Origin of the sequence: Undibacterium sp. Ji83W (genome assembly GCF_049340385.1) — a bacterium.
Lineage (GTDB): Bacteria > Pseudomonadota > Gammaproteobacteria > Burkholderiales > Burkholderiaceae_D > Undibacterium.
The window spans coordinates 228,394-252,679 of sequence record NZ_JBMPOZ010000010.1 but is presented as its reverse complement, the minus strand read 5'-3'; the positions used below and the strand labels follow the sequence as shown (position 1 = coordinate 252,679).

Here is a 24,286-nt window from a genome sequence, read left to right as displayed (position 1 = left end):
CGTCTTGGCGTAGCGTTCAAAGCCACCTTCGGCAAAAGTTGTCTGTTTCATGGCATTCGGGATTCAATGAGAATAGGCTTATATTAACGTTTCTAAATCAATACTCGGATACTTAATCAGAGATTCCTTAGATATTAGTACGCTATAAGTAAAAGGATAGATAAAGAGTATTTGAATATTGCGATGTTAAATTTTAGGGTGTAAAAAATGAAAATACGCTTGATTTTATTGATTAATTTTCTGTGTGTTGCAAGTGTACAAGCACGATCAATGAGTGAACAACATCCATCAGCATTTTCCTGTGAGCAGATTGCCGCCGAAATTATTTTGGAACGAATTTTTGATTGAGAAGAAATTACTTCGAGACTTGAGGTCAATTCCAATTGAAGATAACTGGGATTTTGAAAGCTTCGTTAAATTAAGGCATGAATATCTGAAGTGGATTGAGGATAGGCGGGCTGAAAGTTCGTCAATTTGAAAAACAGGGTTGGCAGCTATGCAGAAATTGAAGCCGTCTTGGCCAAGCTGGCGGTGTCTCAAGGCAATAACGGTGCGGTAGTTTGTTATGTGTATGGTATGGGCAAACAAACCAAGTCTACTTATCAATCTTTGCAAAACCTGGATGGCGTTCATGTGGAATTTTTCAGAAGTGTTCTACCCAGGAAATTACAATTTTTGAATTGGTTTGTCGCAAGCTATGAGGGCTTAATAAGGATTGAAGATTTGTCCCGGTTGCCAAATGTATTCCTGACGCTGATGAAACTGTCAATGGTGGGCGTCTATTTCATGGATAAAGAATTGGCTTGTGAATTTGTACAATCAGTCGAAGAAAAGCGTGAAGGTGCATTGATTGATTTCGGTATCAAGGATGATCCGGCTTATTCGATTTACATAGTCGATGCGGATAATGTGGAATCAGTGACTGGAATGATAGAGATTGTTTCTTACGGTCGGGACGTGTCGACAGGTCTTCTGCCTGTCGTCACTTGATTTCACGAGCGACTTATTTGAAAGAAACAATGAATATTGAACAGATGACCGAGTTTCTTGAGATAGCCTGGGATGATGGCGGCATATTGGCGCAAATTCGTACAGGCCGGTTTGACGAGAACGAAGCCGAAAAATTCTTGCATGCACTTAAGAATATGCGTGTTGATGACAATGCTTTGCTTCCAAAGCGATTGGTATCCCTGATTTGGTATTTGCCAGGTTTTCTGGAGTGGCAAAGGAAACGGGTGGAAGAGGTGACGGGAAATCTGGCAACGTACGAACGCTTTATTGTCGAGACGCATACTACTTTGGAAGATGTTTTTGGAATACCTTGAGTTATTCTGCATGAAGATGCATGAAAAAAAATGACAGACCATAGTGCTATCAGTCCACGTTAATCATGAACAATATAATGCAATCGATCAACTGCCGTTGGCTTACCAACTGCGATGACAAGCATTTCAACAGACCGGTTAATGCTACTCATGCGATTTCTAACTTCCTGATTGGATTTGCTGACGCGCACAAAATATCCGCCATCATTAATGCCACGAAACTGCTGGTCCAGATCAGATTGGCGTTTCCACCAAAAATGGCGTTAATGTCGATTTTTAGTACATCGACCATCATGCGTGTGCTGATGAAAGTCAGTGTCAGCGCATAGCTGCGCGTGATCCAGATCTGGTGCATGATCAATTGCTTGTTGCTGGCCGTGTACACGCCAGCCAGTGTCGTACATAGCCATAGGCTGCCTTGGGCAACTGTTGGCCATTTCTCGTCGGCTGTCAAATGTGCCATTGCAATGTAGATTGCAATTGGGGCTGCGATGCAGATGGAAAAAGCGTACAGGCGTCCGAGTAGTTTGTGTATTTGTAAATGCCTGACGCGAAAACCAGGGAAAAATTGCACAGGTGCAGTGATCAGGGCAATTGTTGCCGCAAATGCGTGTACATGCAGGCACCAGCGATATGAATTTATTTTTTGTTCCCAATGAGGATTCATGCCTAGCAGTAAAGGCAGTTCGACTTTGCACATGACAAGCATGAATAGTAAGCCCGCGAAGATGAAAAAATAAAGCTGGGGACGAATGTATGCCTCACGGTTTACCATGATTTTCTCCATAAACAAAAGCGAAATGTCGTATTGTCAAAAGACATTAAAACGCCATGCAAGGCGTTTTGACTGACATCAAAGCTGTAAAGTATGTGAGGAAAAGTAAGTATCAAAAAGTAAATGCGATACTTTGATGGAGTAAAACGATGCTGGGAAAAGGCTTGCTTCTATCATACCCATACGCTTATTCGCGTATGGGTATGATCAGGAGTGTGGGTATCTCGCGTCCACTAATTCACTGTTACTGACCGGCATGAAGGACATGCCAGCGCTGCAAACATTTTGTTCTTAAAAACTATGCTCCAGCGCCGGGAAAGATTTATCTTTCACCGCTGCTACATAAGCCTGTACCGCTGCATCAATGCTGCTCTGGCCTTCCATGAAGTTTTTCACGAAGCGGGCTTTGCGGCCTGGGAAGACGCCTAGCAGGTCATGCATGACGAGCACCTGACCTGAGCAATCAACGCCTGCGCCTATGCCTATGGTGGGGATGTGCAGGGAGTCTGTGACTTCCTTGCCCAGGCTGGCGGGTATGGCTTCGAGCACCAGCAAGGTGGCACCGGCTTCCTGCACGGCCAGCGCTTCGGCTTTCAGCAGGTTGGCTGATGCATCAGTCTTGCCCTGCACCTTGTAGCCGCCTAGCTGATGCACGGATTGCGGCGTCAGGCCCAGATGAGCACAGACAGGTATCGCGCGTTCGGTCAGGAATTTGATGGTGGGTAACAACCAGGTGCCGCCTTCGAGCTTGACCATTTGCGCACCGGCTTGCATCAGTTGCACTGCGCTGTTGAATGCGGCTTCTGGTGTGCCATAGCAGCCAAAGGGCATGTCAGCAACGACCAGGGCTTTTTGATTGCCACGGGCAACGGCGGCGGTATGGTAGGCCACGTCTTGCAGTGTCACGGGCAAGGTGGAGTCATGTCCCTGGCAGACCATGCCCAGGGAATCACCGATGAGCAAAATCTCGACGCCGCAACGGTCCATCAGGGAGGCAAAACTGGCATCGTAGGCGGTGAGCATGGTGATTTTTTCACCTTTTTCACGTAGTGCGATCAAGCCAGGAATGCTTACTGCTTTACGGTCTTGCAAATATTCAGCCATTCTTTTTCTCCAAAGGTGATGCTGTCATTGGTTTTTGTTTGACAGCGATTTTGTCTCCACCTACATCCTCAACTTTTATTTTTTTGTATTCTTAACCTTATCTTGTGTTTGATTTACTTGTATCAGCAAGTGCTGCATAAGCGTAGCGAGCGGCGCAAGTTTGAGTTAAGAAGCGCTTCGTACTCAAGTACTCATTTACTACTAGCATCGCAGGCTCAAAATTGCGTTGCGCAGTAGCTTAGGCAGCACTTACTAACTTCTGAAAATAAAATAAACTGCACCCACCAGACACAATCCTGCCCACACATAATCGAGCTTGAACGGTTGCCCCATGTAAAACATGGCGAAAGGCACGAAGACGATCAGCGTCAGGGCTTCTTGTAATATCTTTAGCTGCGCCAGACTGTAGGCAGTGTAGCCTATTCTGTTGGCGGGCACTTGCAGCAGGTATTCAAACAGGGCGATGCCCCAGCTGATAAAGGCGGCGACCCACCAGGCTTTGCTGGACAGGCTTTTCAGATGGCCATACCAGGCCACCGTCATGAAGATGTTGGAGAGTATCAGCAAGCCTGTGGTTTGCAGAATGATAGGGATTTGCATGGGGCCTCGCTTATTGCCTTGTCAGGCGCTCAGATAGTGGGTAATTCTTGTATGCGTTGATTGGCAACGGCAGCGACATATTCTCGTGCCAGGCCTTTGCCGGGGATGTGGATGTCGGCTGCCAGTTGCAGCAGGGGTAGGAGCACAAAGGCGCGTTCTGTCATGCGTGGATGGGGGACTTGCAAGTCGTTGGTATTGATCTCTTCATCGCCATACAAGAGCAAATCCAGGTCCAGGGTACGCGGTGCATTGCGGTAGGGGCGCTCGCGACCATGTGCGAGTTCTATGGCTTGCAGGTGCTGCAGCACGTCGGTGGCACTCAGCCTGGTCGAGATCTCAGCGACTGCATTGACATAATCATCGCCAGTAGAATCGATGGGCGCACTGCCGAACAGGGCAGACTGCGCCACAAGAGTGGTCTCCGGCAATTGCGCCAGCGCAGCGATGGCCTTGCTGACGGTGACCTTGGCATCACCAAGGTTGGCACCTATGCCGATGAAAACCTGCGAATTCACTGACACGCTCATTCAGCTGCGGCGGCTGCCTTGCGTGGGGCGCGGCGGCGGGGTTTGCGTTTTTTTGGGCCAGCTTCGGCTGTCTTGGGTTTACTGTTGATCAATTGTTCACGTTCGGCGTTGTCGCCTTCCATGAAGTCTGTCCACCATTCACCGATTTCTTCATCGATTTCACCGGAGGCGCAACGCAGTAGCAAGAAGTCATAGCCGGCGCGCAGACGCGGGTGTTCCAGCACTTTATACGGGGTCTTGCCTGCGCGTTTTTCAAAGCGTGGTTGCATGGCCCAGATGTCGCGCATGTCGGAGCCTATCTTGCGCTGTATCGCCAGGGCATCAGTCTGGGTGTTCAGTACATCATCGGCTGCCAGGTGCAAGGCAGGGATAGGGAACTCGCCAGCTGCTTTATAGGCTTCCCATTTTTCAACAACCTGGTGCCACAGCAGGGATGCAAACAAAAAGCCTGGTGAGACTGGTTTGCCTTGCTGCACGCGTTCATCAGTATTGGCCAGTGCCAGTGTGACGAATTTTTCGCCCAGAGGTTGCTCCAGCACGACGTCCAGCAAGGGCATCAGGCCATGGTGCAGGCCTTCTTTGCGCAGTTGTTGCAGACAGGCCATGGCATGGCCGCTGGTCAGCAGCTTCAGGGTTTCATCAAAGACGCGGGCGGCGGGCACATTGTTGATCAGTGGTGCCATGATGGCGATAGGGGCGCGGGTAGCGGCATCTATCGTGAAGTTCAGTTTTGCGGCAAAGCGCACCACGCGCAGCATGCGTACCGGGTCTTCGCGGTAACGGGCTTCTGGCACGCCAATAATGCGCAGGGTTTTCTTTTTGATGTCTTTCATGCCGCCGTGATAGTCGAGCACGATCTGCGATGCCGGATCGTAGTACATGGCATTCACGGTGAAGTCGCGGCGGGCGGCATCTTCATATTGTTCGCCAAAGGTATTGTCACGCAGCACACGGCCATGCTCATCCTTGGGGGCGCCATCGGTGGCAGAGCCACGGAAGGTAGTCACTTCAAGCAAGTCCTGCCCGAACATGACATGCACGATCTGGAAGCGGCGGCCGATGATAAAGGCGCGGCGGAACAGGCGCTTGACCTGCTCAGGTGTGGCATTGGTGGCAATGTCAAAGTCCTTGGGTTTGACACCCGTCAGCAAGTCACGCACGGCACCACCAACGACAAAGGCTTTGAAGCCATTCTCTTGCAGGGTCTGGGTGATGCGTATGGCATTCGCGGACACCATTTGCGGGTCTATGCCATGGTCTTTATGACTGAGCACAGTTGGCTTCTGGTTGGCGCTGGCGTCATCGCTCTTGTTTTTTACGCCCAATATTTTGCGAATAAATTTCTTGATCATTGCTTGTCAAACAGGTGAAGTTGAGGCCAACCCTTGGCCAGTGCATGGGCACTTAATTTGGCATTGGGATTGGTTGCGACAGGATGGCTGACGCGTTCCAGCAGCGGTATATCGTTTTGCGAATCGCTGTAAAAATAACTATGCTTAAAGTCGCTGAGTTGCCTTAGTTGTGTAACTTCTTGCTTCGCCAGCCAGTCTTGCAGATGCACGACCTTGCCCGCGCCTGAACTGGGCACGCCCAGCAGCTTGCCGGTGATATTGCCATTGGCATCAAGCTCGGGTTCTGCCGCCATTAAATGTTCTACGCCCAGCGCAATCGCAATGGGGGCAGTCACAAAACGGTTGGTGGCGGTGATGATGGCGATCAGGTCGCCCTGATCCTGATGCTTCTTGATTAAATCATAAGCCGCTGGCAACAAGGCAGGCTGTATGACTTCCTGCATGAATTGCGCATGCAACTCGTCAAGCCTGCTACGCGGGAACTGTGCCAATGTACCCAGCGCAAATTCCAGGTATTCCACCGGGTCCAGCGTGCCAGCCTGGTATTGCGCAAAAAACTCGGCATTGCGGCGGGCAAATTCGTCTGCATCAACAGCACCGACGCGGCACAGGAACTGGCCCCATTCAAAATCAGAATCGATGGGGATCAGGGTGTGGTCAAGATCAAATAGGGCGATATTGCGCATGCTTGGTCTTCTAATCGTTCGTAGTGTCCAGACCCGGCTGTTGTTGCAACATCAGTTCGCGCAGCAATGGCAGGGTAATGGGACGCTTGGTTTCCAGTGAATAATGGTCGAGCTGATCCAGAACATCGGTCAGCGAACTCATGTCACGGCGGTAATGGGTAATCAGATAGGGTAACACGCCAGGTGACAGTTGTATGCCCCGCGCATGGGCGGCGCGCTCCAGCGCAGCTATCTTGTCTTCGTCGGTCAAGCCATGTACCTGATAAATCAGGCCCCAGCCAAAACGGGTGCGCAAGTCGTCACGTACATTCAAAATCATGGGCGGGCGGTTGCCTGCACCGATCAAGAAGCCACCTCGTGCGCGTGCTTCATTAAACAGATTGAAGGCAGCGATCTGGTTCAGTGGCGACAACTGGTCGCAGTCATCCAGCAGGTAGAGGCTGACACCTTCAGTAAAGTCAAAGGCGCTTTCCGGCGCATCTGCCGGAATATAGCGTGCCGTGGCATCAGCCGCTAGGGCATGCAACAAATGGGTCTTGCCAGCACCTGGCTCGCCCCAGATATAGACCGAGCGCTCGCCATACTGGCTGGTGATACGCTGGTCAAACATGCCCAGCAATTGCGCCAGTTCAGCATTTTGTCCCACCACGAAGGTGGCAAGGGACGGCAGCTTTTGCGCGTCCAGGTCGAGTAATAATTGCCTCATGTCTGACTATAAAAAGGACTTTTCAGATAAGACACACGCAAGTGCTTGACGGCTACCGAGATAACGGCAGAGGCGGGCAGGGCAATCAGGATGCCGATAAAGCCAAACAATTGTCCGAATGCCATCAAGGCAAAAATCACCGTCAATGGATGCAAGCCTATGCGTTCACCCACCAGGCGTGGTGTCAGGTAAAACGATTCCAGCATTTGTCCTATGCCATAAATAATGGCGACTGACATCAGGCCACTAAATCCGTCAAATTGCAGGATAGCACCAATCACTGCCAATACCAGCCCCAGGCCATAGCCCAGATAAGGGATGAACACCAGAAAGCCAGTGATGATGCCCACTGGCAAAGCCAGGTCAAAACGGGCGATGCTGAGTGCCACCGAGTAGTAGACGGCCAGGACTATCATCACCAGGATTTGCCCGCGCAGGTATTGCGCCAGTATCTCATCCACTTCTTCTACCGCATTCGCTGTGACTTTGACAAAGCGGCGCGGGATGAAATTGCTCAGGCGACTAATCAGGGCATGCCAGTCCATCAACAGATAAAACAAGACGATGGGGATCAACAATAAATTGGCGACCATGCCCAGCACCGCTGTGCCGCCGACACGGATGGAATTCAATACAGCCTTGCCGATGGCTTCACCACTGGTGGCCATTTGCTCAGTCAGCAAGGTCTTGATGCCAGTGCTGTCCAAGCGCACCTTGATGCCAAATTCGCTCAGCATGGGGGCCAGCATTTCATCAAGCTTGTCAAAGAAGCGCGGGATCTGATCTTGTAATTGTGGCACTTCTTTTTGCAAGATGGGGATCATGATCAGTATCATTGCCAATACTGCGGCTATCAAAATCACGATCACCAGCGTGGCAGCCACTGAACGCGGTAGGCGAAATTTACGCACGCGCAGGGCGCACAGCTTGTCCACCCAGGGGGTCAGCACATAAGACAATATGCTGGCTACGATAAAGGGCATCAGCACCGGGCCCAATAAACCCAGCAGCAACAGCAAGGCAAACGCCACCGCCAGCCATAGCATGGATTGTTTTTGCTCCGACGTAAAAGTAAATGGCATTTTTAAGCTTGGTTAGTAGTCATTTGTTATCAGATTTACCGTCTGTCCCAAAAAATCAGGGTTTTCGCGGTCAATTTGTTAAAATAGCGCTTTTGCCGGACTTTTCTGGCAATTCCTCTATTTTACCGCCTCCTGCCCCTATTGCCGAATATCATGAGCACTTCTACCCCTGTTTCTCTCTCTTACGCCGACGCTGGTGTCGATATGGTCGCTGGCGACGCCTTGGTTGACGCCATCAAACCCTTTGCCAAACGCACAATGCGTGAAGGTGTCATGGCTGGCATAGGCGGTTTTGGCGCCATGTTTGAAGTCAGCAAAAAATACAAGGAACCTGTCCTGGTTTCCGGCACTGATGGCGTGGGCACCAAGCTGAAACTGGCTTTCCACCTCAACAAGCATGACACCGTCGGCATCGACCTGGTGGCCATGAGTGTCAATGACATCCTGGTACAAGGCGCAGAGCCACTGTTCTTCCTCGATTATTTTGCCTGCGGCAAGCTCGACGTGGCAACTGCTACCGACGTCATCAAGGGTGTAGCCTTTGGCTGCGAACAAGCCGGTTGCGCGTTGATCGGTGGTGAAACCGCCGAAATGCCATCCATGTATCCAAATGGCGAATACGACCTGGCTGGCTTTGCTGTTGGCGCAGTCGAAAAATCCAAGATCATTGATGGCAGCAAGATCAAACCCGGCGACGTCATCCTCGGCCTGGCTTCTTCCGGCATTCACTCCAATGGTTTCTCGCTGGTACGCAAGATCATCGAAGTTGCAAAACCAGACCTGAGCGCCGATTTCCATGGCCGCAGCCTGGGTGACGCCCTGATGGCACCAACCCGCATCTACGTCAAACCCCTGTTGGCCTTGATGGAATCCATGGAAGTCAAAGGCATGGCCCACATCACTGGTGGTGGCCTGGTAGAAAACGTCCCGCGTGTACTGGGCGACAAACTGACTGCTGTGTTGCATAAAGATGCATGGACATTGCCACCTCTGTTCACCTGGCTGCAGCAGCACGGCGGCGTTGCCGATGCAGAAATGCATCGCGTCTTCAACTGCGGCATCGGCATGGTCGTCATCGTTGCTGCTGAACTGGCTGATGCAGCGATTGCACAACTGGCTGCTGCCGGTGAATCCGTCTACAAGATTGGTGAAATCCGGGCCCGTGAAGGTGATGAACATCAGACTATCGTGGTGTGATGGCTTGATCGCTAGTTAGTATTGATTACGGGACCGTTCAGGTCCCGTTTTTGTTTTGGATACAAGTTAGCGTAGCCACGTTGTGTTCGAAAATAAACACTGGCAAATACGCCGCATTCCCCGTAAATTTTAATCGCCCGTGAGTAGAGTGTGCCGTGAGCACCATTTTTATTCAGCAAGCTGACACGGCTATCAATCTGCTGCGACGCTGGCATACTGGAGATAGGCATAGTCAGATCAAGCATATCCTTGCTTGTTAAAACAGCTTCGTGCACAGTTGGCTGACTGTTAGAATTTGCAAGCAGCCCGGGCATGCTTTAGCGAGGCGTTACCGGCGAATTAATGAGCTTTGCTGTCCGGGCTTGCAGTTACATTTTTTTGTATGGATTTAGCGTGCAGCAGGCAGTGCTACACCAGGCAGCCACTTTTTGTAAATGCGTTCAAAGCTGCCGTCGGCCTTCATGTCATCGAGTGTTTTTTGCCAACGGGTGGCGACGCTATCCGGTGTGTCACGCGAAAAAGCGATATATTGGACCGCCTGGGTAATTGTGGAACCAGCCACTATGTCATTGGCATTGATGCCCGCTGCCGACAAGGTGTCAGCGAGTGTCACATCGTCAAGTGCCATCAAGGGTGCCCGCCCTGCCACCAGCATGCGCACGGCGTCGACTGGTGTCGGCACAGAATTGATATTGTTAAAACCCATACCGCGCAGCATTTGCTGCAAATACCATTCTCGTGGGATCAGGATGCGCTCAGCAAGTCTGGCGTGTTCCAGATTATCAAAACGCTGGCCGCCACGGCGCGTATAGAAATGCGCTGTGGTTGCCGAAACCGGGCCCACCCATTTGAATAATTTTTCCCGCTCCGGGGTTCGCGTGGTAACGAATAATCCTACGTTGGGAGTGGTGGTTGCATGCGCATAGGCTCTTGCCCATGGTACGACTTCGATGGGTGCGCTGATGCCAAGACGGCTCATGATTTCTTCAACCACTTCCGTACCAAGGCCGGCGGCTTTTCCTTTTTGCGTGAAGCTGATGGGCGGGTACTCTTCGGTGTAGAACCTGAGTTGCGTTTCTTCTGCCATCGTTTCCAGCGTTACCAGCATACAGAGCAGCAATGTGGCCAGGGTACGAACTGGCAGTAAAGACATGATCTACTCCTCTTGGTATGTCTGGTTTCAATATACGCAGGCAGTAAATGGAAGTCAATCCTGCGGGCAGGGACGTGCCAACTAGCATGCCTTGTTAATTTCATCAGGCCACTGGTCAGGTTGTCGGACAATGGCTGCTTTGTAGGGAGTTGAGCAGCGAATTAAAACTATTTGTCTGAAGTAAAGCGAGGCACCTCACTCAGCATTTTCAGCCTCGTTCAGTGTTGCAGCAATCGTCTTTAGCCACGTTAGCTGACGAGTGATACACCTTCGTGCGATTGCGCGTTTTAATCCAATTGCGGGCCTGCATAGACCTGACTACATTCGGGAGTTTTCAAACAAACATCTAAAACAATAATTCGATGATGGCGAATAATAATCATTTATCTTTATTGTCAAATAATAATCCTGTATATTCGTTAGCAAATTTCCCGTACGACCTCCCTCCAGAAAGGATACCTGTATGCACCATGCATTGCGTAGTTCTTTGTTTCTGCTGGCACTGATCGGTGGCCATGCTGCCGCTTCGACCAGTCATTCCCTGGGTATAGAGCGCAAGCAATATGGCGAGTCGATTGCCTATGACATGAATGCGGCAGGGCAGGTTGCTGCGGTCATCAAGGAAAAAGATGGCACACCCCATGCCGTGTTCTTTGAAAAGGGCAAGCTCATCAAACTGGAACTGCCAGGCGAAACAGAGAGCGAAGCCAAGCGCATCAATGACAAGGGCGAGATTGTCGGTTCTTCAAAAAAAGGGGAATCCTGGAGCGCATTCATCCGCACCCGCGACCACGGTACACGAGACCTGGGTACCTTGGGTGGCCCGAATAGTTATGGTGCGGCCCTGAATAATACTGGCCAGGCTGCCGGGTTTTCAGATACACCTGAGCGCGACTGGCATGCTTTTCTCTATACCCCTGGTGAGGCACTGAAAGACCTGGGTACGCTGGGTGGCAGGGTCAGCTATGCGAGCGGCATCAACAACCATGGGCAGGTAGTTGGCTCTGCCATGATCACGGACGGTTCGCGTCGTGCATTCATCTACGATGCTGCAACTGGCATGAAGGACATGGGCACTTTGGGTGGTCGCGCCAGTTCGGCAACGGCCATCAACGACCACGGAGTGGTCGTGGGCGCATCAGAAATGAAAGACCGCCGCTGGCATGCCTTCATGTACGATGGCAAGCAGATGATAGATCTGGGTGCAAAAATTGGTTTTGGTGACAGCTTTGCGACTGGCATTAATAATGAAGGCCATGTGGTTGGCGTGGTCGACACCATAGACATGCGTCTCTCCTTCGTCTGGCACGACAATAAAATGACACTGCATCCAGCAGGTAAAAGCCTGTACCTGACCAATGCCATCAACGACGGCGGACATGTCATAGGTGCCAGTTACGACCGCGGTCTTTACGCCGCCACCATGCCTTCCAATGCCACTCCCTTTGTTGATCATGGCGGCGATAAAATCCTGGGCTTTAATGTTGTCATGTTATTGCTGGCACTGACCATCGCCATCTTCCGCAAGCGCCTCAAGGGTTTGTTCTTTGAAAATAAGTTTTTTTTCGGGACATGAGTTTTTAAAAAGGCAGATATGGTTTGTCTGCCTGACGTAAATCGCACTGGTGCGAATAGCAATGCCTGTTTGCACCAACTGCAATCCTGCAAGGTATCAGCACGCTAGCTCTGAATGCGTCATCAATCATTAATTTACGTAGTCATGAAACAGTTTCAGTGACCTGAACATGTAGCGACTAATACAGAATCTTAGAAGCAGTACATGTCCCTTATCCAGATAGCCTATCAAGCACCCAACAACGGCTGGCTTGCACTGACACTTACTCTTGACGGCAAAATCATTGAAATCGATGCCTCAGATGTCCCGAATAACCCCATTCAGGAACTGATTGCTGCTCTCGAGGACGTAGTGCGGGGCCTTGATTCATCTGTATGGTGGCATCTTGAGCCTGCCGGATATTTAATGTACTTTGAGCGTGTTTCGGAGGAAGTGCGGCTCAGGATTGACTACTCCAATAACAGCAAGCGTAGCCATGCAAAAGAAGTCGCCGTGATCCAGGGTAGCCCTGCACAAATATTGAAACCCTTCTGGAGATTCTTGCGCGAGTTTCAATCGCATTCCTTTAATGAGCCACACTGGCCTTATGTGGACTATCAGCGTCTTCCTGAAATCAAGTTGCTGCTTGATGCTGACAGTAAGATGTAATGTGAGTATGCGATCAACATTGTGCAATCCAAAGTAAGCTGGATTGGGTTGGAGAGCAGGTCAAGAATACATTTATCGATAGAGAAATCATGACGATATTTAACGACCATTGGGAAGAACGACTGGCTGCCTTATGGGCAGAATTGGATACGCTTGAAGCACATACTTTCATTGCACGCATTGATGCAATGGCAGCAGAACTGCCGCCGGATGCCGCAATCGGCCTGTTCGAGCGTGGCGGTGCGCGGGATTCTTGCGGTTTCACTGAACTTGCCATTCCCTTGTATAAAGCCGCGCTCGACAATGGCCTGACGGGCTTGCGCCGCAGGCGGGCCAATATACAAATGGCCAGTTCCATCCGTTATCTGGGCGACCCCCAAACGGCGGTCGATATACTGACTGCTGAAATGCAAGCCGGTAGCGACGAGCTTGATGGTGCAGTACGCGGTTTTCTTGCCTTGGCGCTGGCTGATCTGGGACGAGAACGCGAGGCCCTGGCAATCAGTCTGACAGCATTGGCTACCTATCTGCCGCGTTACAATCGTTCATTGGCGAGGTATGCGCAAGGGCTGGAAAAAAATCGGGATGTCTAGAGTTGGGATTATATCCGTGGTATGTACAACGGTAGAAGACGAGAATGAAATTTTGAAAGTGATAGGTTAGGATGCGAATATGAGGCGATTAATTATTTTGTTTAGCATATTGGTGCTTAATGCCGTGAACACTTCGGCTTTTGCTGATACCAGTCTGAAAATCGTCACTAATGCCGGGGTGGTAGGTTTTACTGTAGATGATGGATGGGCGGTGCTCAACATGCAATCCAAATTGCCAGTGGCAACTGCGGTTTTTCAAATCCCCAATGTGGCCGATAAACAAACGAGTGATTCGACCAATTTGATTTTGAAATTTTATGACCTCAACACGGAAGCTGGACGTGCGGCCTATGATGCACCAGTAAAGCAGTTTGGTAGCAGTGCTCCGAAAGAGGAAATTTTCGGCCCCTGGACCTTGTTCCGTCAGGAAGCCTTGCAAGGCACAACCCGCTATACTATTCTTGATGCAAGGAGGGGAAGTTTGGCAGATGTGTCAGCCACTGCACGTATTGCCTGGCCTCATTTGAAAAATAACGCAAAAAAATATGACGCGCAAATAGAAGGCAGGTTTCGCAGCTTTCTAAACTCTGTACACGGCGAACTTGGTTTATATAAGCCGCAACAAAATGAGGTGATGAGAAGGCCAGTGGAGTGATTTTAAGCTTACTTGCGAATAGAGTAGAGTAACTGGACAAATGCCCGCAATCTACGTTTATTGCAGTTTTACGATTGAAATTGGAATTTGCAATGCCAGCAATTAATACCTTGGATTTTTGAGAAGATATGCGTTTTTTTAATTTCTATACACCAAAGATAAGTGACATTCAATTCCATAAAGATAATTGGGAGTTGCATGAAGGTTTTGAAAATGATAAGGCCTGGTATACCGAAAAGCGTGACCCGGCCAGAATTCGATTTTTTGACCGGCAACCTGACTGGCCCTTTGATCTCAGAGATGAAAAAGCAGCACGTGATTTTTTTGAAGCGCAATCGCGAAGTCTTAATGGTGTACTGATAGAGATAGCCGTTGAAAACATAGCTGGCACTGAGTGTCTGGTTGGCGTGTTCAAGTACAAGTCTCCAGTACCAAATGATTTGGGCATGTATTACGTGGGCATAGTCTGGATGCCGTTTGAGAAATTCTTATTCCAGATTAATTTTGAGTCTATGGAAAAAGGCACTACTGGCATGCGCGAGGCAGCGGTTGCCATGATAGTTAACCCAGCGCCAGTGAAATCAGATGAAGAGCCTGTGATGCTGAATTCAATGGAAGAATTGTTTGCCAATCTCAGGAAGAAGCCTGTCCAGGCGGTACCTTCGGATGATAAAAAGTATGACGAGATGTTTGCGGAACATCCTTTGAGCAAGGTTCGTGCTTTGCTCGATCATTTTCGCAATAATGTGAAAATTGACAAGCAGCTTTTGAAGCAAAAGCCTTTCCGAAGAGTTTCTGCCTGATGATGTTTATGTGGGGGGAGGTGCGATTACGCGAGGCAAATTGCACCTTGGAGGGATTTTTCCGGCCTCACACCGGGAACATCTGCACAGCAACTTGTTCCCAAGTGTCACGAGGTCCGCTGCTTGGCACTTGCTGCATGCAAAATGTCACATCAGAGTCAGGCCTGATCAGCATATAGGCAGTCAGTTGGTGTTGCAGGGTAGATGAGCTGACTTCATCGAATTCACCATAAGCTTCCAGCAGCGCTTGAAGCAGCAAGGGATTACCTTGTGCCATGAAGATCATCGGTGTCAAGAGTTCGAGCTTGTCATTATTGCCGACGATGGCATCACCAAAGTCGAGCAAGCCACTCAACTTCCATAGACCCTGTTCCTGCTTTGCCATCAGGTTCCACGGGTGGACATCCATGTGAATAAAGCGCAAGTCGCCCGCCATGGAAAAATCTCCTGCGGCTTCAATATAGGGTATGACTTGGGTCAGCAAACCTTCCGGCATTTTCCTGCGTTGATGTCTCGCCATGCACCCGTCTATCAAGTCGCGGATATACACTGGCCAATCCACCTTGATGGCAATGTCTACATCAAAGCGGACACTGCGAATTTCTCGCAAGACTTGCCCAGTTTGCATCATGATGGATTGCTTCTGTTGAATATCCAGGGACGGCCAGATGTCCGCAAGCAAAGTGCCTTGCAAGCGGCTGGAGATCACAAATACCCAGTGATCGATTTCACCGCTGGCGATAAGCCTGGGTGTCTGCAAGGACAGCTTGTCCTCCAGCAGCGGTGCAACCAGAATTTCTTTGTCACCCTGCCGCCGCCAGTTCGGCGGTACGAGTTTGACTATCACTTGCTCACCCAATCCGAACAGGGCATTCGCACCCAGGGGGATTTTCTCCCACGGGCCAGCAGGCAGGTTGAATGTTTTTTGCAGATGCTCCAGCACAGGTCCCCAGGTTGTTAAAGGCGCATTTGCTATGAAGTCGTTACAAGCAGGGTTGTCTAGATTTTGTGGCAGGCAATTGAGGACTATTGACATTGGATCTTATGTAAAGAGAATTTCTTGGTCGCAGTAAATGACATTGATATTACTGAATGATTGACACAGCATAATCGTACTCATGCCAATAGCCGTAAATTGTCCCCGTTGCATGATGCGTTTAGATAACAGTTGTTATTTGATGCACGACATACGAGTGATTACGCAAAGCTAATCTTACTTTGTCAAAGAGGATAAGTACGGCATGCAGTATTTTAGCTAACGGCACATCTTCCATTAGTTAAAGCAGATTATCTTTTTTCAGGGCGTTGATAAACTTAGTAATGATATCTGCTGCTCTTTCTTTTCCAGTTGAGTCATCTGATCGTCCTCTCCCGCTCATTGCTGAACTTTCAGCTAATGTACCGGACCAAATAAGAGTGTTTGTCGTAGCATCAAATAATTGCCAAGTGATTTGCGACGACTGAACGTGAGAGGATGCTGCATAGGTGACGGCAGTAGTAACCTGAGCTGGAAAGACAACTAACCTGTAGTTAGGTTGGAATCGGCTCTCGTCCCGGACATTGTCCTGGATTGATTCATTGACTGGTATCTTCATACCTCTTTGCGTAAATGAATAATCACTGCCGATCCGGCTACTTCGAAATGGCAATACTTTTGCACTCACTTCATGAATAGCCAGTTCTTTGATTAAACCAGAGTCAAAATGAGCTATTAAATTCATGCCTAAATCATTTTCCCTTACATCGAGAAAAGAATAAACATACAATTTTTTTCCTCTGATGTTTACTTGTTGTTCAAGGCGCGTTGTTTTAAATTCATAAGTTGTGCTGCATCCACTCAGCAAGAAAAATGAAAAAAAGATTGTTGATAGAAATTTGAATTGAGTAATTTTATTTGATCTTTTCATTTGGTCGTAACAGTGTGGATCTATGTCGGCTGGATAGATAATCAATGCTATTATCGCACCAATTAAATTCCTTCAATTGACTTATGATTATCAAACAAATGAAATATTTTTCTCTTTTTTTAGCCAGCATTGTCTTGTCTGGTTGTGCCTTGGTGGCTCCGCCTTACACTTCATCGCAAGTTAATGCGCAATTATTGGAAGACGCGGGTGCCAGTAAAGTCAAAGTTGGTGAATTCGGTAACGCTAAAGATACTGAAAATGCGAACCCTGTAGCTTTAAGAGGGGGCAGAATGCACTCCCCATATCAAGAGTCTTTTAGTACCTATCTGGAAGAAGCATTAAAAACCGAATTGACAGCGTCAAATCAACTTGATCAGAAAAGTGCGATTGAAATATCTGGGATTTTGAGAAAAAATGATATGACAATCCCGGTCTTTGACCCAGGCCTTGGTATCATGGAAGTACAGTTTGTTGTCAAATCAAATGGGCTTGTTAAATTTGATAAGGTAAAAAGCGTCAAGCATAATTTTGAATCTGCCTTTAGTGGTGATGTGGCGATATCAAGAGCTATATCTGAATATAAATATATGGTTCAAAAGTTGTTAAAGACGCTTTTCTCTGACCAGGACTTTAAAAAAGCTATCAATAAATAGAATTGGTAGCTGCGGTTCAACGAGGCCATAACTTTAGCGTATAAAACTGCCCTAACTCAACCGCCTGTGCCTGACCAACACCTGCTCCTGCGCCTTGAAATGCGCAGCGAGTTTTTCCACCATGTAGACCGAACGGTGCTGGCCACCTGTGCAGCCTATGGCTACGGTCAGATAACTGCGGTTGTCGCGTTTGAAGGCGGGTAGCCATTTGGCGATGAATTGCTGGATGTCGGCAAACATCTCATCGACCATCGGTTGCTCTTTGAGGAACTGGATCACGGGTTCATCACGGCCTGTCAGTGGGCGCATGATGGGGTCGTAGTGAGGGTTGGGCAGCATGCGGACGTCGAAGACAAAGTCGGCGTCCAGCGGCACGCCTATCTTGAAGGCGAAGGATTCAAACATCAGGGTCAGCGGGGTGTGACCTATCTGGATGACGTCCTTGACCCAGGCGCGCAACTTGTTGGCGCTAAGGTCACTGGTGTCGATGACGTGGGCGACCAGTTGTATGCCTGAGAGGATTTCGCGTTCTTCCTGTATGCATTCGGTCAGGCTGAGTCTGTCGCCGGGTTCTTTGTCGAGGCCAAGCCGGTGTGACAGCGGGTGGCTGCGGCGGGTTTCTGAAAAACGGGCGACCAGGGATTCTGTACTGGCGGTGAGGAACAGGACTTTGACGTCGTGGCCTTCAGTGCGCAGGGTGTTGATCGAATCTGGCAAGCTGGTCAGCAAGTTCGCGCTGCGGCTGTCGATGGCGATGGCGGCGGAAGGTATGCCTTCTTTGGTTAACGTATTGACCAGGTCAGCCAGCAGGCTGGGCGGCAGATTATCGACGCAATAGTAGCCTGCATCTTCAACTACATTCAGGGCCACCGATTTGCCGGAGCCGGAGATACCAGAGATGAGCAGGATTTCCATAGGGTACTTAGCAGGTATTTAGTCGCCGTTTTCCATGGCACGTCGCTGACGTTCCATGAAGTCTTCCAGCGTATTAATACCACGTAATTGCAGGATGGTGTTGCGCACAGCTGCTTCCAGAAGAACCGCGATATTGCGGCCTGCAGCAACCGGGATGACGACTTTTCTGATGGGCAGGCCCAGCACTTCTTCAGTCTGCGAATCTATCGGCAGGCGTTCGTAATTTTCTTCCAAGGTACTGCGGCGTACCAGATGCACGATGAGTTTCAGACGCATCTTGCGGCGTACTGCGGTTTCGCCAAAAATGGTCTTGATATCAAGCAGGCCCAGGCCCCGCACTTCCAGCAGGTTTTGCAAGAGTTCGTGGCAACGGCCTTCTATCATATTCGGGGCGATGCGCGAAAATTCGACGGCATCATCAGCCACCAGGCCGTGGCTGCGTGAAATCAGCTCTAACCCCAGCTCACTTTTACCGAGACCGGATTCACCGGTGATCAAAACACCCACGCCCAGCACGTCCATGAAGACGCCATGCATGGTGATTTTTTGCGCGAGTTTTTTCGACAGGTAGACGCGCAGGTAATCAATGACTTGCGCTGATGGATAAGGCGTTGAAAACAGCGGGATATTATTGTCGTCGCAGGTCGTCAGAAATGCCGGTGGCGATTCCAGACCTTGCGCAACGATCAGGGCAGGTGGTGCACCGGCCACCAGTTCGCGCATGAGGTTATTGCGTGAGGCATTCGACAGGCGGTTGTAATACGAGAGTTCCTGATGCCCCAGCACCTGTATGCGGCCAGGGTGGATCAGGTTCAAATGCCCGACCTGGTCGGCAGAAGATGCGGCATCGCCCGTGATTTGCTTGTCTGCGCCAGAAAAACCGGCAAACCAGCCCAGTTGCATGGTGTCGCGGTTATCGTCGTAGATTTTTTGTACCGTGAGTTCTGTCAATGATGGCATGGCTATTTAGGTCGAATCTGACGATGTCTTGGTTGTTTGGCTGGGGAATCAGGGGATTACTGGAAAAGCCTGAGCGTTACTGGATGCCTGCAAACCTGGCAGTCTCAGCAAGAACAATCACGCTGTGCCCGGCAGGTTGGGGCGCCATGCCATGATTTTTTCATAAATCGCGGCGGCACTGACTTCAGTATTGAGCGTGTCGCGGAAAACTTCATTCGATAGCATCTCTGCCACTTCAGACAAGATTTCCAGATGCTGTTGCGTGACATTGTCAGGCATGAGCAAAAAGATCAGCAGGCTGACTGGCTGGCTGTCTGGCGATTCAAAGGGAATGGCCTCTTTTAATCTGACCAGGGCGGCAATCGGGGCCTTCAAGCCCTTGATGCGGCCATGCGGGATGGCAACGCCATGACCGAGGCCAGTAGAGCCCAGGCGTTCACGGGCAAACAGGTTATCAGAAACAATCGAGCGCGCTATGCTGCAATTATTCTCGAATAACAGCCCGGCCTGTTCAAATGCTCTTTTTTTGCTGGAGACTTCCAGATCCAGTAATACGTTGTTTAGAGGCAGGATTTTTGCAATATTCGTCATGGTGCAAGATCGTTTTACAGCGAAATGGTGCGATGCACAAAATTAGGTTTTGACAAATTATAGGCTTCTTTTGGCTGATATGCGCAAAACTTGACAACACTTTTAACGAACGTTGTCTCTCAGTAATTTTTCAAATTTATCAACAGGTAGCGGCTGGCTGAAATAAAAGCCCTGCATCTCCTGACAGCCAGAGTCAGCCAGGAAGAACATCTGGTCGGCTTTTTCCACACCTTCTGCAGTGACGCTCATGCCTAATGCATTTGCCATGGCGATGATAGCGTGCGTAAGTACAACGGAATCAGGGTTGCCCGGAATATCGCGGATGAAAGAGCGGTCTATCTTGAGATTGTCGATAGGAAAACGTTGCAAATAAGATAAAGAAGAGAAGCCTGTGCCGAAATCGTCAAGCGAAATACTGATGCCCAGCTTTTTGATCGCATCAAAGACTGGCAGCAGCAAGTCTATGTCACCCATCAACAAGCCTTCAGTGATTTCCAATTGCAGGGCAGAGGCAGGCAAGCCAATTTCGTGCAAGACTTGTTCTATGTACTTGGGCAAGCCTGGGTCCTGGAATTGCTTGGGTGAGATATTTACGCTGATGACCAGGTCGGGTGAATACTGTTCACGCCATAAATGGGTTTGCAGGCAAGCCTGGCGCAAAATCCAGCGGCCCAGTGGCAGGATGAGACCGATTTCTTCAGAAATGGGGATGAATTCATTCGGTGGCACCAGGCCCACGTCCGGCATTTGCCAGCGTATCAGGGCTTCTGCACCGACTATGCGCGAGGTGCTCAGGCAAATCTTGGGTTGGTAATACACCAGGAATTCATTGTCCGTCAGCGCGCGGCGCAGATTGGTTTCCAGCGCATAGCGGTGCTGGGCGCGGACGTTGAGTTCTGTCGTGAAGAACTGGTAATTATTGCGGCCAGATTCCTTGGCATGGTACATGGCTGAATCAGCACAACGCATGAGTGTGGGGCCGTCTTCACCATCATGCGGATAAACCGCAATGCCTATCGAGGTACCCAGGTGATATTCATTGCCGTCAATCACGAAAGGATCGCGCATGCGGGCCAGCACGCGTTCTGCCAGATCCTTGAGTTGCATGGCGTCTTCAAAGGCTTCGGCAACGATGACGAATTCATCACCGCCCAGACGGGCCAGCATATCGGTAGTGCGTATGCAAGAACTCAGGCGTGAAGATACATCGCGCAAGAGCGTGTCACCAGCGGCATGACCAGCGGTGTCATTGACGTTCTTGAACCTGTCCAGGTCAAGGAACAACAAAGCCAGGCGGTGCTGGGTGCGCTTGGCACCAGCCAGTGCCTTGACCAGGCGTTGATTGAGTTGATGGCGATTCGGCAAGCCGGTCAGGGCATCGTAAGATGCCATGAAATGCAACTGCCTTTGCGTCTCGCGCACTTCTGTCGTATCGGTAAATGAAATCAGCACGGCAGAAACCGAGGCACTACTTTTTTTATTGATGGGCAGTACATTCACCAGCAACCACACGATGGAGCCATCACGCAACTCCACACCCATGGATAAATTCAGTATCGCGGTTTTGCTGCGGAACACGACTGAGGCCGGGTCATCGCCCATGCGTATGGATTGCCCCTCGTCACCGAGTATGTTTTTGAAATAACGATGACGCCTGCCTACGGTGGCGATATCTTCTATCTTCAAAATGCGCTGGGCACTGGGGTTGCAGGTCAGGATATGGCCGTCAGGGCCTATCACCATGATACCTTCACTGAGATTGGTGACCACGGAGCGATAGCGTTCTTCGCTTTCCTCCAGGCTTTGTTCCATGTTCTTTTTATCGATGGCCAGGCCGATAAGGTCACAGGCATCCATCATCATGGCCTGCTCATCTTCATTCGGGCTGTGCACCATCTGGTGATACACGTCTACCGTACCGAGCAGGGTGTTGAAGGCGGTAGTAATGGGCAGTGACCAGCAGGAACGCAAGCCATAGCGCAGTGCCGGTTCACGCAAATTCTTCCACAGCGGGCTGACGGCAATATCCTGCACGATTGTGGTGCGGTTGTAATAAATCGCCGCCGAGGCTGAGCCTGAACTGGTATCGACAGGCACATTGCTGAGCAGGGCACAAAAGCCGTCTGGCAGCGAAGGCCCGGCACCAAAACTCAGTTGCTGGGTGCTGGCGTCATACAGCGTGATGGCACACAGGGCACCATTGTCGAGCAACCTTTCCATACGATCACAAACGTCTTCCAGGATGTCGGTCAGCGGTTTGTCGAGCGCGATCATCTCGAGAATTTCTTTCTCGTGATGCAGGGCTTCATGGACGCGGCTGGATTTGTAACGGACTTGATCGATGAGAGGTAATGCGGTGACGGTGGCGCTGGAACGGGAACTGCTGCGGGGAGAGATTTCACGCGCCGTCAGCAAGATGGCGGTTTGTTCATTGAAACTGAATTGCGTAGCCCGGACTTCTATATCAAGCAATTGGCCATCAAGGCGTATGCACTGGCAGGTGTGCTTGCTTTGTGCACCATCCTGCCGCAATTTCTGCAGTATGGTCCTGGCACCTTCATGATGCCGTCCATGCAAGAAGGCTTCAGGCTTCAGGCCAATCAATTGTTGCGGGTCACCGGCATGCATGAGTTCTGCACCTGCAGGATTGGCGTACACCAGGTTGTCGTCGATCAATACATACATCGCGTCCGGATTATGTTCCAGCAAGGCCATATGCCAGTCTTGACTGGCGACAGGCTCGCGTGTGCTAGTGTTTGAAAACGGGACCGGAATTATCACGACGACAATCTATAAAGCGAATAAGTCTGGCTACTTTACATCAAGCAAGTTCTTAGGACAATGATGGTAATTCGCTAGCATATTAAAAACATATGACCCAGGGCTGACGAAAAAATGCCTCAACTGCATCAACCCTGGGAAGCGGTAATTATTGAGCCTGAATGTCGTCAGACTTTTACTTCAAGTCAAACCGGACAAACAGGAATAGTACGTCGCCATTACCCTTGTTTTTGGAAAAACGCGGTACATAGGTTGCCATCAGCTTGGTGCTACGTGTGCCTATGGAGGCAATAGGCAGGATGGCAGGGAAGGGGAAGCCACCAAAATAATCAGTACGGCTGATCAGCACGCCGGTCAGGCCGCCACCAACTTCGACCTTGTCACCCAGTGGCTGCATCCATTGATAGGCATAGCCTGCCATAGGTTGCGGCTTGAAGTGTGAATCAGAAATCATCATGGCATAGACTGATTCTTCATTGTCTTTCTGGTTACGTATGGCTTTGCTAAAGCCCAGGCCCCAGGTATTTTCATTCAACTCTGCAATTCTTTCCTTAGTGTAAGTGCCACGGCCATGGTGGGTGTGGCCAGCCACCATCAAGGACAAGTCGCCGTCATCAAGAATTTTATTGACCTTGGTTTTGGCGCTATCCCACCAGCCCATTTCTTCAGGGGGGGATTCGGTCGTAATTTGTGCCTGGGCAGACATGCTCAGCACGAGACTGGATGCGCACAAGGCGGCACATGAAGAGAAATTTTTAAACTTCAGCATAATGATGGTTACAAATGGATACAAAAAATAGAAGCAAGGAGGAACGGCCAAGTTTATTGGCGAGCGTTCCGGCGGTTGTCCGGACCCTGGCCCGTACTGAAATTGCTGCGCCATGGATTGATGTCCAGCCCCCCGCGACGGGTATACCGTGCATAGACTGACAATTTCTGCGGTTTGCAGTGGCGCATGATATCGACAAAAATGCGTTCCACACATTGCTCGTGGAATTCATTATGGTCACGGAAGCCTATCAAATACTGCAACAGGCCTTCCTGGTTGATTTGCGGGCCTACATAATGGATTTGTACACTGCCCCAGTCTGGCTGACCAGTGACCAGGCAGTTGGACTTCAGCAAATGCGAGATCAGGGTTTCTTCTACCGGCGACTCATCAAAGCTTGCGCTCAGCACTGAAGGATTAGGGGTATAGCTGTCGACTTCAATATCGAGTCTGTCGAGCAGCTGCCCTTGCAGCTCATACATGGCGAGCTTGCCGAACTGGTCTGGCGTCGTCAGCTTGACCTGTACCGCCGCCCCAAAACCGGCAGACAAATCAGCCTGCAACAAGCTGACCAGAGCATCAGTGCCTGCCAGACGGGTCTGGTTGTAAGAGTTCAGGTAAAGCTTGAATGACTTCGATTCTATGATATTCGGTGAATCTGCCGGTACCGTGATGGCGGCAATCGCCACCTGCGGTTTGCCGCGCATGTTCAGCCAGGACACTTCATAGGCATTCCAGATATCCACACCAAAGAAAGGCAGGCTGTTGGTCAGCCCTATCTCTTCCCTTTTTCCGGCGCGGGAGATAGGGAACAGCAGGCTGGCATCGTATTCGGACTTGTAGGTCGCGGGTTTGCCTAATAATGAATGTTCGGGCGTACTTGGTGCGGAATCTGTCATGTTGTCTGTGATAACTTGGGTAGGCTGGA

26 protein-coding genes are annotated in these 24,286 nt (G+C 50.0%); 9 read left to right on the top strand and 17 right to left on the bottom strand.

The features are described 5' to 3' along the window. The first annotated feature begins 474 nt into the window (after positions 1-474). Entirely contained in the window at positions 475-990 is a 516-nt protein-coding gene (locus ACO0LD_RS18050; RefSeq protein ID WP_423009270.1) for a hypothetical protein, read from the top strand. 29 nt (positions 991-1,019) lie between these two features. Then, positions 1,020-1,325, top strand: coding sequence for a hypothetical protein (locus tag ACO0LD_RS18045; RefSeq protein ID WP_423009268.1), 306 nt, complete (start codon positions 1,020-1,022; stop codon positions 1,323-1,325). A 148-nt stretch (positions 1,326-1,473) separates the two neighbouring features. Here ACO0LD_RS18045 and ACO0LD_RS18040 read toward each other — a convergent pair whose 3' ends face one another. The 8 genes from ACO0LD_RS18040 to ACO0LD_RS18005 form a co-directional block, all read right to left on the bottom strand. Then, positions 1,474-2,025, bottom strand: a complete 552-nt coding sequence (locus ACO0LD_RS18040; protein WP_423009266.1) for a DUF2306 domain-containing protein — start codon at positions 2,023-2,025, stop codon at positions 1,474-1,476. Positions 2,026-2,391: 366 nt separating this feature from the next. Further along, positions 2,392-3,204 (bottom strand): 3-methyl-2-oxobutanoate hydroxymethyltransferase, encoded by an 813-nt coding sequence (panB, locus tag ACO0LD_RS18035; protein ID WP_423009264.1) that lies wholly within the window; start codon positions 3,202-3,204, stop codon positions 2,392-2,394. Between the two features lie 252 nt (positions 3,205-3,456). Further along, the gene (locus ACO0LD_RS18030) at positions 3,457-3,804 is read right to left on the bottom strand and encodes a DMT family protein (RefSeq protein ID WP_423009262.1); all 348 of its coding nucleotides are present in this window, start codon (positions 3,802-3,804) and stop codon (positions 3,457-3,459) included. Positions 3,805-3,833: 29 nt separating this feature from the next. After that, complete coding sequence (gene folK, locus ACO0LD_RS18025) at positions 3,834-4,325, bottom strand: 2-amino-4-hydroxy-6-hydroxymethyldihydropteridine diphosphokinase (protein ID WP_423009260.1); 492 nt, start codon at positions 4,323-4,325, stop codon at positions 3,834-3,836. 2 nt (positions 4,326-4,327) lie between these two features. Then, positions 4,328-5,683, bottom strand: coding sequence for a polynucleotide adenylyltransferase PcnB (gene pcnB / locus ACO0LD_RS18020; protein WP_423009258.1), 1,356 nt, complete (start codon positions 5,681-5,683; stop codon positions 4,328-4,330). Next, positions 5,680-6,369, bottom strand: coding sequence for an HAD family hydrolase (locus ACO0LD_RS18015; RefSeq protein WP_423009256.1), 690 nt, complete (start codon positions 6,367-6,369; stop codon positions 5,680-5,682). Before ACO0LD_RS18015 ends, pcnB begins: the two co-directional genes overlap by 4 nt. Positions 6,370-6,379: 10 nt before the next feature. Then, the gene (gene hda, locus ACO0LD_RS18010; protein WP_423009254.1) at positions 6,380-7,075 is read right to left on the bottom strand and encodes a DnaA regulatory inactivator Hda; all 696 of its coding nucleotides are present in this window, start codon (positions 7,073-7,075) and stop codon (positions 6,380-6,382) included. Beyond that, positions 7,072-8,157 (bottom strand): AI-2E family transporter, encoded by a 1,086-nt coding sequence (locus tag ACO0LD_RS18005; protein ID WP_423009252.1) that lies wholly within the window; start codon positions 8,155-8,157, stop codon positions 7,072-7,074. Before ACO0LD_RS18005 ends, hda begins: the two co-directional genes overlap by 4 nt. A gap of 153 nt (positions 8,158-8,310) precedes the next feature. On the opposite strand from ACO0LD_RS18005, the gene purM reads away from it, so the two are divergent. Then, a complete protein-coding gene (gene purM, locus ACO0LD_RS18000) occupies positions 8,311-9,354 on the top strand; it encodes a phosphoribosylformylglycinamidine cyclo-ligase (RefSeq protein WP_423009250.1) in 1,044 nt (347 codons plus the stop codon). Between the two features lie 388 nt (positions 9,355-9,742). On the opposite strand, the gene ACO0LD_RS17995 is transcribed toward purM, so the two are convergent. Continuing rightward, positions 9,743-10,507 (bottom strand): substrate-binding periplasmic protein, encoded by a 765-nt coding sequence (locus ACO0LD_RS17995; RefSeq protein WP_423009248.1) that lies wholly within the window; start codon positions 10,505-10,507, stop codon positions 9,743-9,745. A gap of 463 nt (positions 10,508-10,970) precedes the next feature. On the opposite strand from ACO0LD_RS17995, the gene ACO0LD_RS17990 reads away from it, so the two are divergent. From ACO0LD_RS17990 to ACO0LD_RS17970, 5 genes are all read left to right on the top strand, one after another. Next, positions 10,971-12,083, top strand: coding sequence for a DUF3466 family protein (locus ACO0LD_RS17990; protein ID WP_423009246.1), 1,113 nt, complete (start codon positions 10,971-10,973; stop codon positions 12,081-12,083). A 204-nt stretch (positions 12,084-12,287) separates the two neighbouring features. Continuing rightward, positions 12,288-12,731, top strand: coding sequence for a hypothetical protein (locus tag ACO0LD_RS17985; RefSeq protein WP_423009244.1), 444 nt, complete (start codon positions 12,288-12,290; stop codon positions 12,729-12,731). 89 nt (positions 12,732-12,820) lie between these two features. Beyond that, positions 12,821-13,324 (top strand): tetratricopeptide repeat protein, encoded by a 504-nt coding sequence (locus ACO0LD_RS17980; protein ID WP_423009242.1) that lies wholly within the window; start codon positions 12,821-12,823, stop codon positions 13,322-13,324. 79 nt (positions 13,325-13,403) lie between these two features. Beyond that, a complete protein-coding gene (locus ACO0LD_RS17975) occupies positions 13,404-13,979 on the top strand; it encodes a hypothetical protein (RefSeq protein WP_423009240.1) in 576 nt (191 codons plus the stop codon). A gap of 128 nt (positions 13,980-14,107) precedes the next feature. After that, positions 14,108-14,782, top strand: coding sequence for a hypothetical protein (locus tag ACO0LD_RS17970; protein WP_423009238.1), 675 nt, complete (start codon positions 14,108-14,110; stop codon positions 14,780-14,782). Between the two features lie 67 nt (positions 14,783-14,849). On the opposite strand, the gene ACO0LD_RS17965 is transcribed toward ACO0LD_RS17970, so the two are convergent. Both ACO0LD_RS17965 and ACO0LD_RS17960 read right to left on the bottom strand, forming a co-directional pair. Beyond that, positions 14,850-15,818: a phosphotransferase gene (locus tag ACO0LD_RS17965; RefSeq protein ID WP_423009237.1), complete on the bottom strand. Its 969-nt coding sequence runs from the start codon at positions 15,816-15,818 to the stop codon at positions 14,850-14,852. A 241-nt stretch (positions 15,819-16,059) separates the two neighbouring features. Then, the gene (locus ACO0LD_RS17960) at positions 16,060-16,689 is read right to left on the bottom strand and encodes a hypothetical protein (RefSeq protein ID WP_423009235.1); all 630 of its coding nucleotides are present in this window, start codon (positions 16,687-16,689) and stop codon (positions 16,060-16,062) included. An 83-nt stretch (positions 16,690-16,772) separates the two neighbouring features. On the opposite strand from ACO0LD_RS17960, the gene ACO0LD_RS17955 reads away from it, so the two are divergent. After that, on the top strand, positions 16,773-17,342 hold the full coding sequence (locus ACO0LD_RS17955) for a hypothetical protein (protein WP_423009233.1): 570 nt from the start codon (positions 16,773-16,775) through the stop codon (positions 17,340-17,342). 51 nt (positions 17,343-17,393) lie between these two features. On the opposite strand, the gene rapZ is transcribed toward ACO0LD_RS17955, so the two are convergent. The 6 genes from rapZ to queF all read right to left on the bottom strand — a co-directional run bounded on the left by rapZ (position 17,394) and on the right by queF (position 24,257). Then, entirely contained in the window at positions 17,394-18,257 is an 864-nt protein-coding gene (gene rapZ, locus ACO0LD_RS17950; protein ID WP_423009231.1) for an RNase adapter RapZ, read from the bottom strand. Positions 18,258-18,275: 18 nt separating this feature from the next. Further along, positions 18,276-19,217, bottom strand: a complete 942-nt coding sequence (hprK, locus tag ACO0LD_RS17945; protein ID WP_162039741.1) for an HPr(Ser) kinase/phosphatase — start codon at positions 19,215-19,217, stop codon at positions 18,276-18,278. Positions 19,218-19,334: 117 nt separating this feature from the next. After that, complete coding sequence (locus ACO0LD_RS17940) at positions 19,335-19,808, bottom strand: PTS sugar transporter subunit IIA (RefSeq protein ID WP_423009228.1); 474 nt, start codon at positions 19,806-19,808, stop codon at positions 19,335-19,337. A 102-nt stretch (positions 19,809-19,910) separates the two neighbouring features. Then, positions 19,911-22,589 (bottom strand): sensor domain-containing phosphodiesterase, encoded by a 2,679-nt coding sequence (locus tag ACO0LD_RS17935; RefSeq protein WP_423009226.1) that lies wholly within the window; start codon positions 22,587-22,589, stop codon positions 19,911-19,913. A 175-nt stretch (positions 22,590-22,764) separates the two neighbouring features. Beyond that, positions 22,765-23,358 carry a hypothetical protein gene (locus tag ACO0LD_RS17930; protein WP_423009224.1) on the bottom strand — a complete coding sequence of 198 codons (594 nt, stop codon included), beginning with the start codon at positions 23,356-23,358 and terminating at the stop codon, positions 22,765-22,767. 53 nt (positions 23,359-23,411) lie between these two features. After that, entirely contained in the window at positions 23,412-24,257 is an 846-nt protein-coding gene (gene queF, locus ACO0LD_RS17925) for an NADPH-dependent 7-cyano-7-deazaguanine reductase QueF (RefSeq protein ID WP_423009222.1), read from the bottom strand. Between the last annotated feature and the right edge of the window lie 29 nt (positions 24,258-24,286).

Coding starts and splice junctions, on each gene's coding strand:
- ACO0LD_RS18045 (WP_423009268.1), top strand. CDS start 1,020: ATGAATATTGAACAGATGACCGAGTTTCTTGAGATAGCCTGGGATGAT.
- ACO0LD_RS18040 (WP_423009266.1), bottom strand. CDS start 2,025: ATGTGCAAAGTCGAACTGCCTTTACTGCTAGGCATGAATCCTCATTGG.
- panB (WP_423009264.1), bottom strand. CDS start 3,204: ATGGCTGAATATTTGCAAGACCGTAAAGCAGTAAGCATTCCTGGCTTG.
- ACO0LD_RS18030 (WP_423009262.1), bottom strand. CDS start 3,804: ATGCAAATCCCTATCATTCTGCAAACCACAGGCTTGCTGATACTCTCC.
- pcnB (WP_423009258.1), bottom strand. CDS start 5,683: ATGATCAAGAAATTTATTCGCAAAATATTGGGCGTAAAAAACAAGAGC.
- ACO0LD_RS18015 (WP_423009256.1), bottom strand. CDS start 6,369: ATGCGCAATATCGCCCTATTTGATCTTGACCACACCCTGATCCCCATC.
- hda (WP_423009254.1), bottom strand. CDS start 7,075: ATGAGGCAATTATTACTCGACCTGGACGCGCAAAAGCTGCCGTCCCTT.
- ACO0LD_RS18005 (WP_423009252.1), bottom strand. CDS start 8,157: ATGCCATTTACTTTTACGTCGGAGCAAAAACAATCCATGCTATGGCTG.
- purM (WP_423009250.1), top strand. CDS start 8,311: ATGAGCACTTCTACCCCTGTTTCTCTCTCTTACGCCGACGCTGGTGTC.
- ACO0LD_RS17995 (WP_423009248.1), bottom strand. CDS start 10,507: ATGTCTTTACTGCCAGTTCGTACCCTGGCCACATTGCTGCTCTGTATG.
- ACO0LD_RS17990 (WP_423009246.1), top strand. CDS start 10,971: ATGCACCATGCATTGCGTAGTTCTTTGTTTCTGCTGGCACTGATCGGT.
- ACO0LD_RS17985 (WP_423009244.1), top strand. CDS start 12,288: ATGTCCCTTATCCAGATAGCCTATCAAGCACCCAACAACGGCTGGCTT.
- ACO0LD_RS17980 (WP_423009242.1), top strand. CDS start 12,821: ATGACGATATTTAACGACCATTGGGAAGAACGACTGGCTGCCTTATGG.
- ACO0LD_RS17975 (WP_423009240.1), top strand. CDS start 13,404: ATGAGGCGATTAATTATTTTGTTTAGCATATTGGTGCTTAATGCCGTG.
- ACO0LD_RS17970 (WP_423009238.1), top strand. CDS start 14,108: ATGCGTTTTTTTAATTTCTATACACCAAAGATAAGTGACATTCAATTC.
- ACO0LD_RS17965 (WP_423009237.1), bottom strand. CDS start 15,818: ATGTCAATAGTCCTCAATTGCCTGCCACAAAATCTAGACAACCCTGCT.
- ACO0LD_RS17960 (WP_423009235.1), bottom strand. CDS start 16,689: ATGAAAAGATCAAATAAAATTACTCAATTCAAATTTCTATCAACAATC.
- ACO0LD_RS17955 (WP_423009233.1), top strand. CDS start 16,773: ATGATTATCAAACAAATGAAATATTTTTCTCTTTTTTTAGCCAGCATT.
- rapZ (WP_423009231.1), bottom strand. CDS start 18,257: ATGGAAATCCTGCTCATCTCTGGTATCTCCGGCTCCGGCAAATCGGTG.
- hprK (WP_162039741.1), bottom strand. CDS start 19,217: ATGCCATCATTGACAGAACTCACGGTACAAAAAATCTACGACGATAAC.
- ACO0LD_RS17940 (WP_423009228.1), bottom strand. CDS start 19,808: ATGACGAATATTGCAAAAATCCTGCCTCTAAACAACGTATTACTGGAT.
- ACO0LD_RS17930 (WP_423009224.1), bottom strand. CDS start 23,358: ATGCTGAAGTTTAAAAATTTCTCTTCATGTGCCGCCTTGTGCGCATCC.
- queF (WP_423009222.1), bottom strand. CDS start 24,257: ATGACAGATTCCGCACCAAGTACGCCCGAACATTCATTATTAGGCAAA.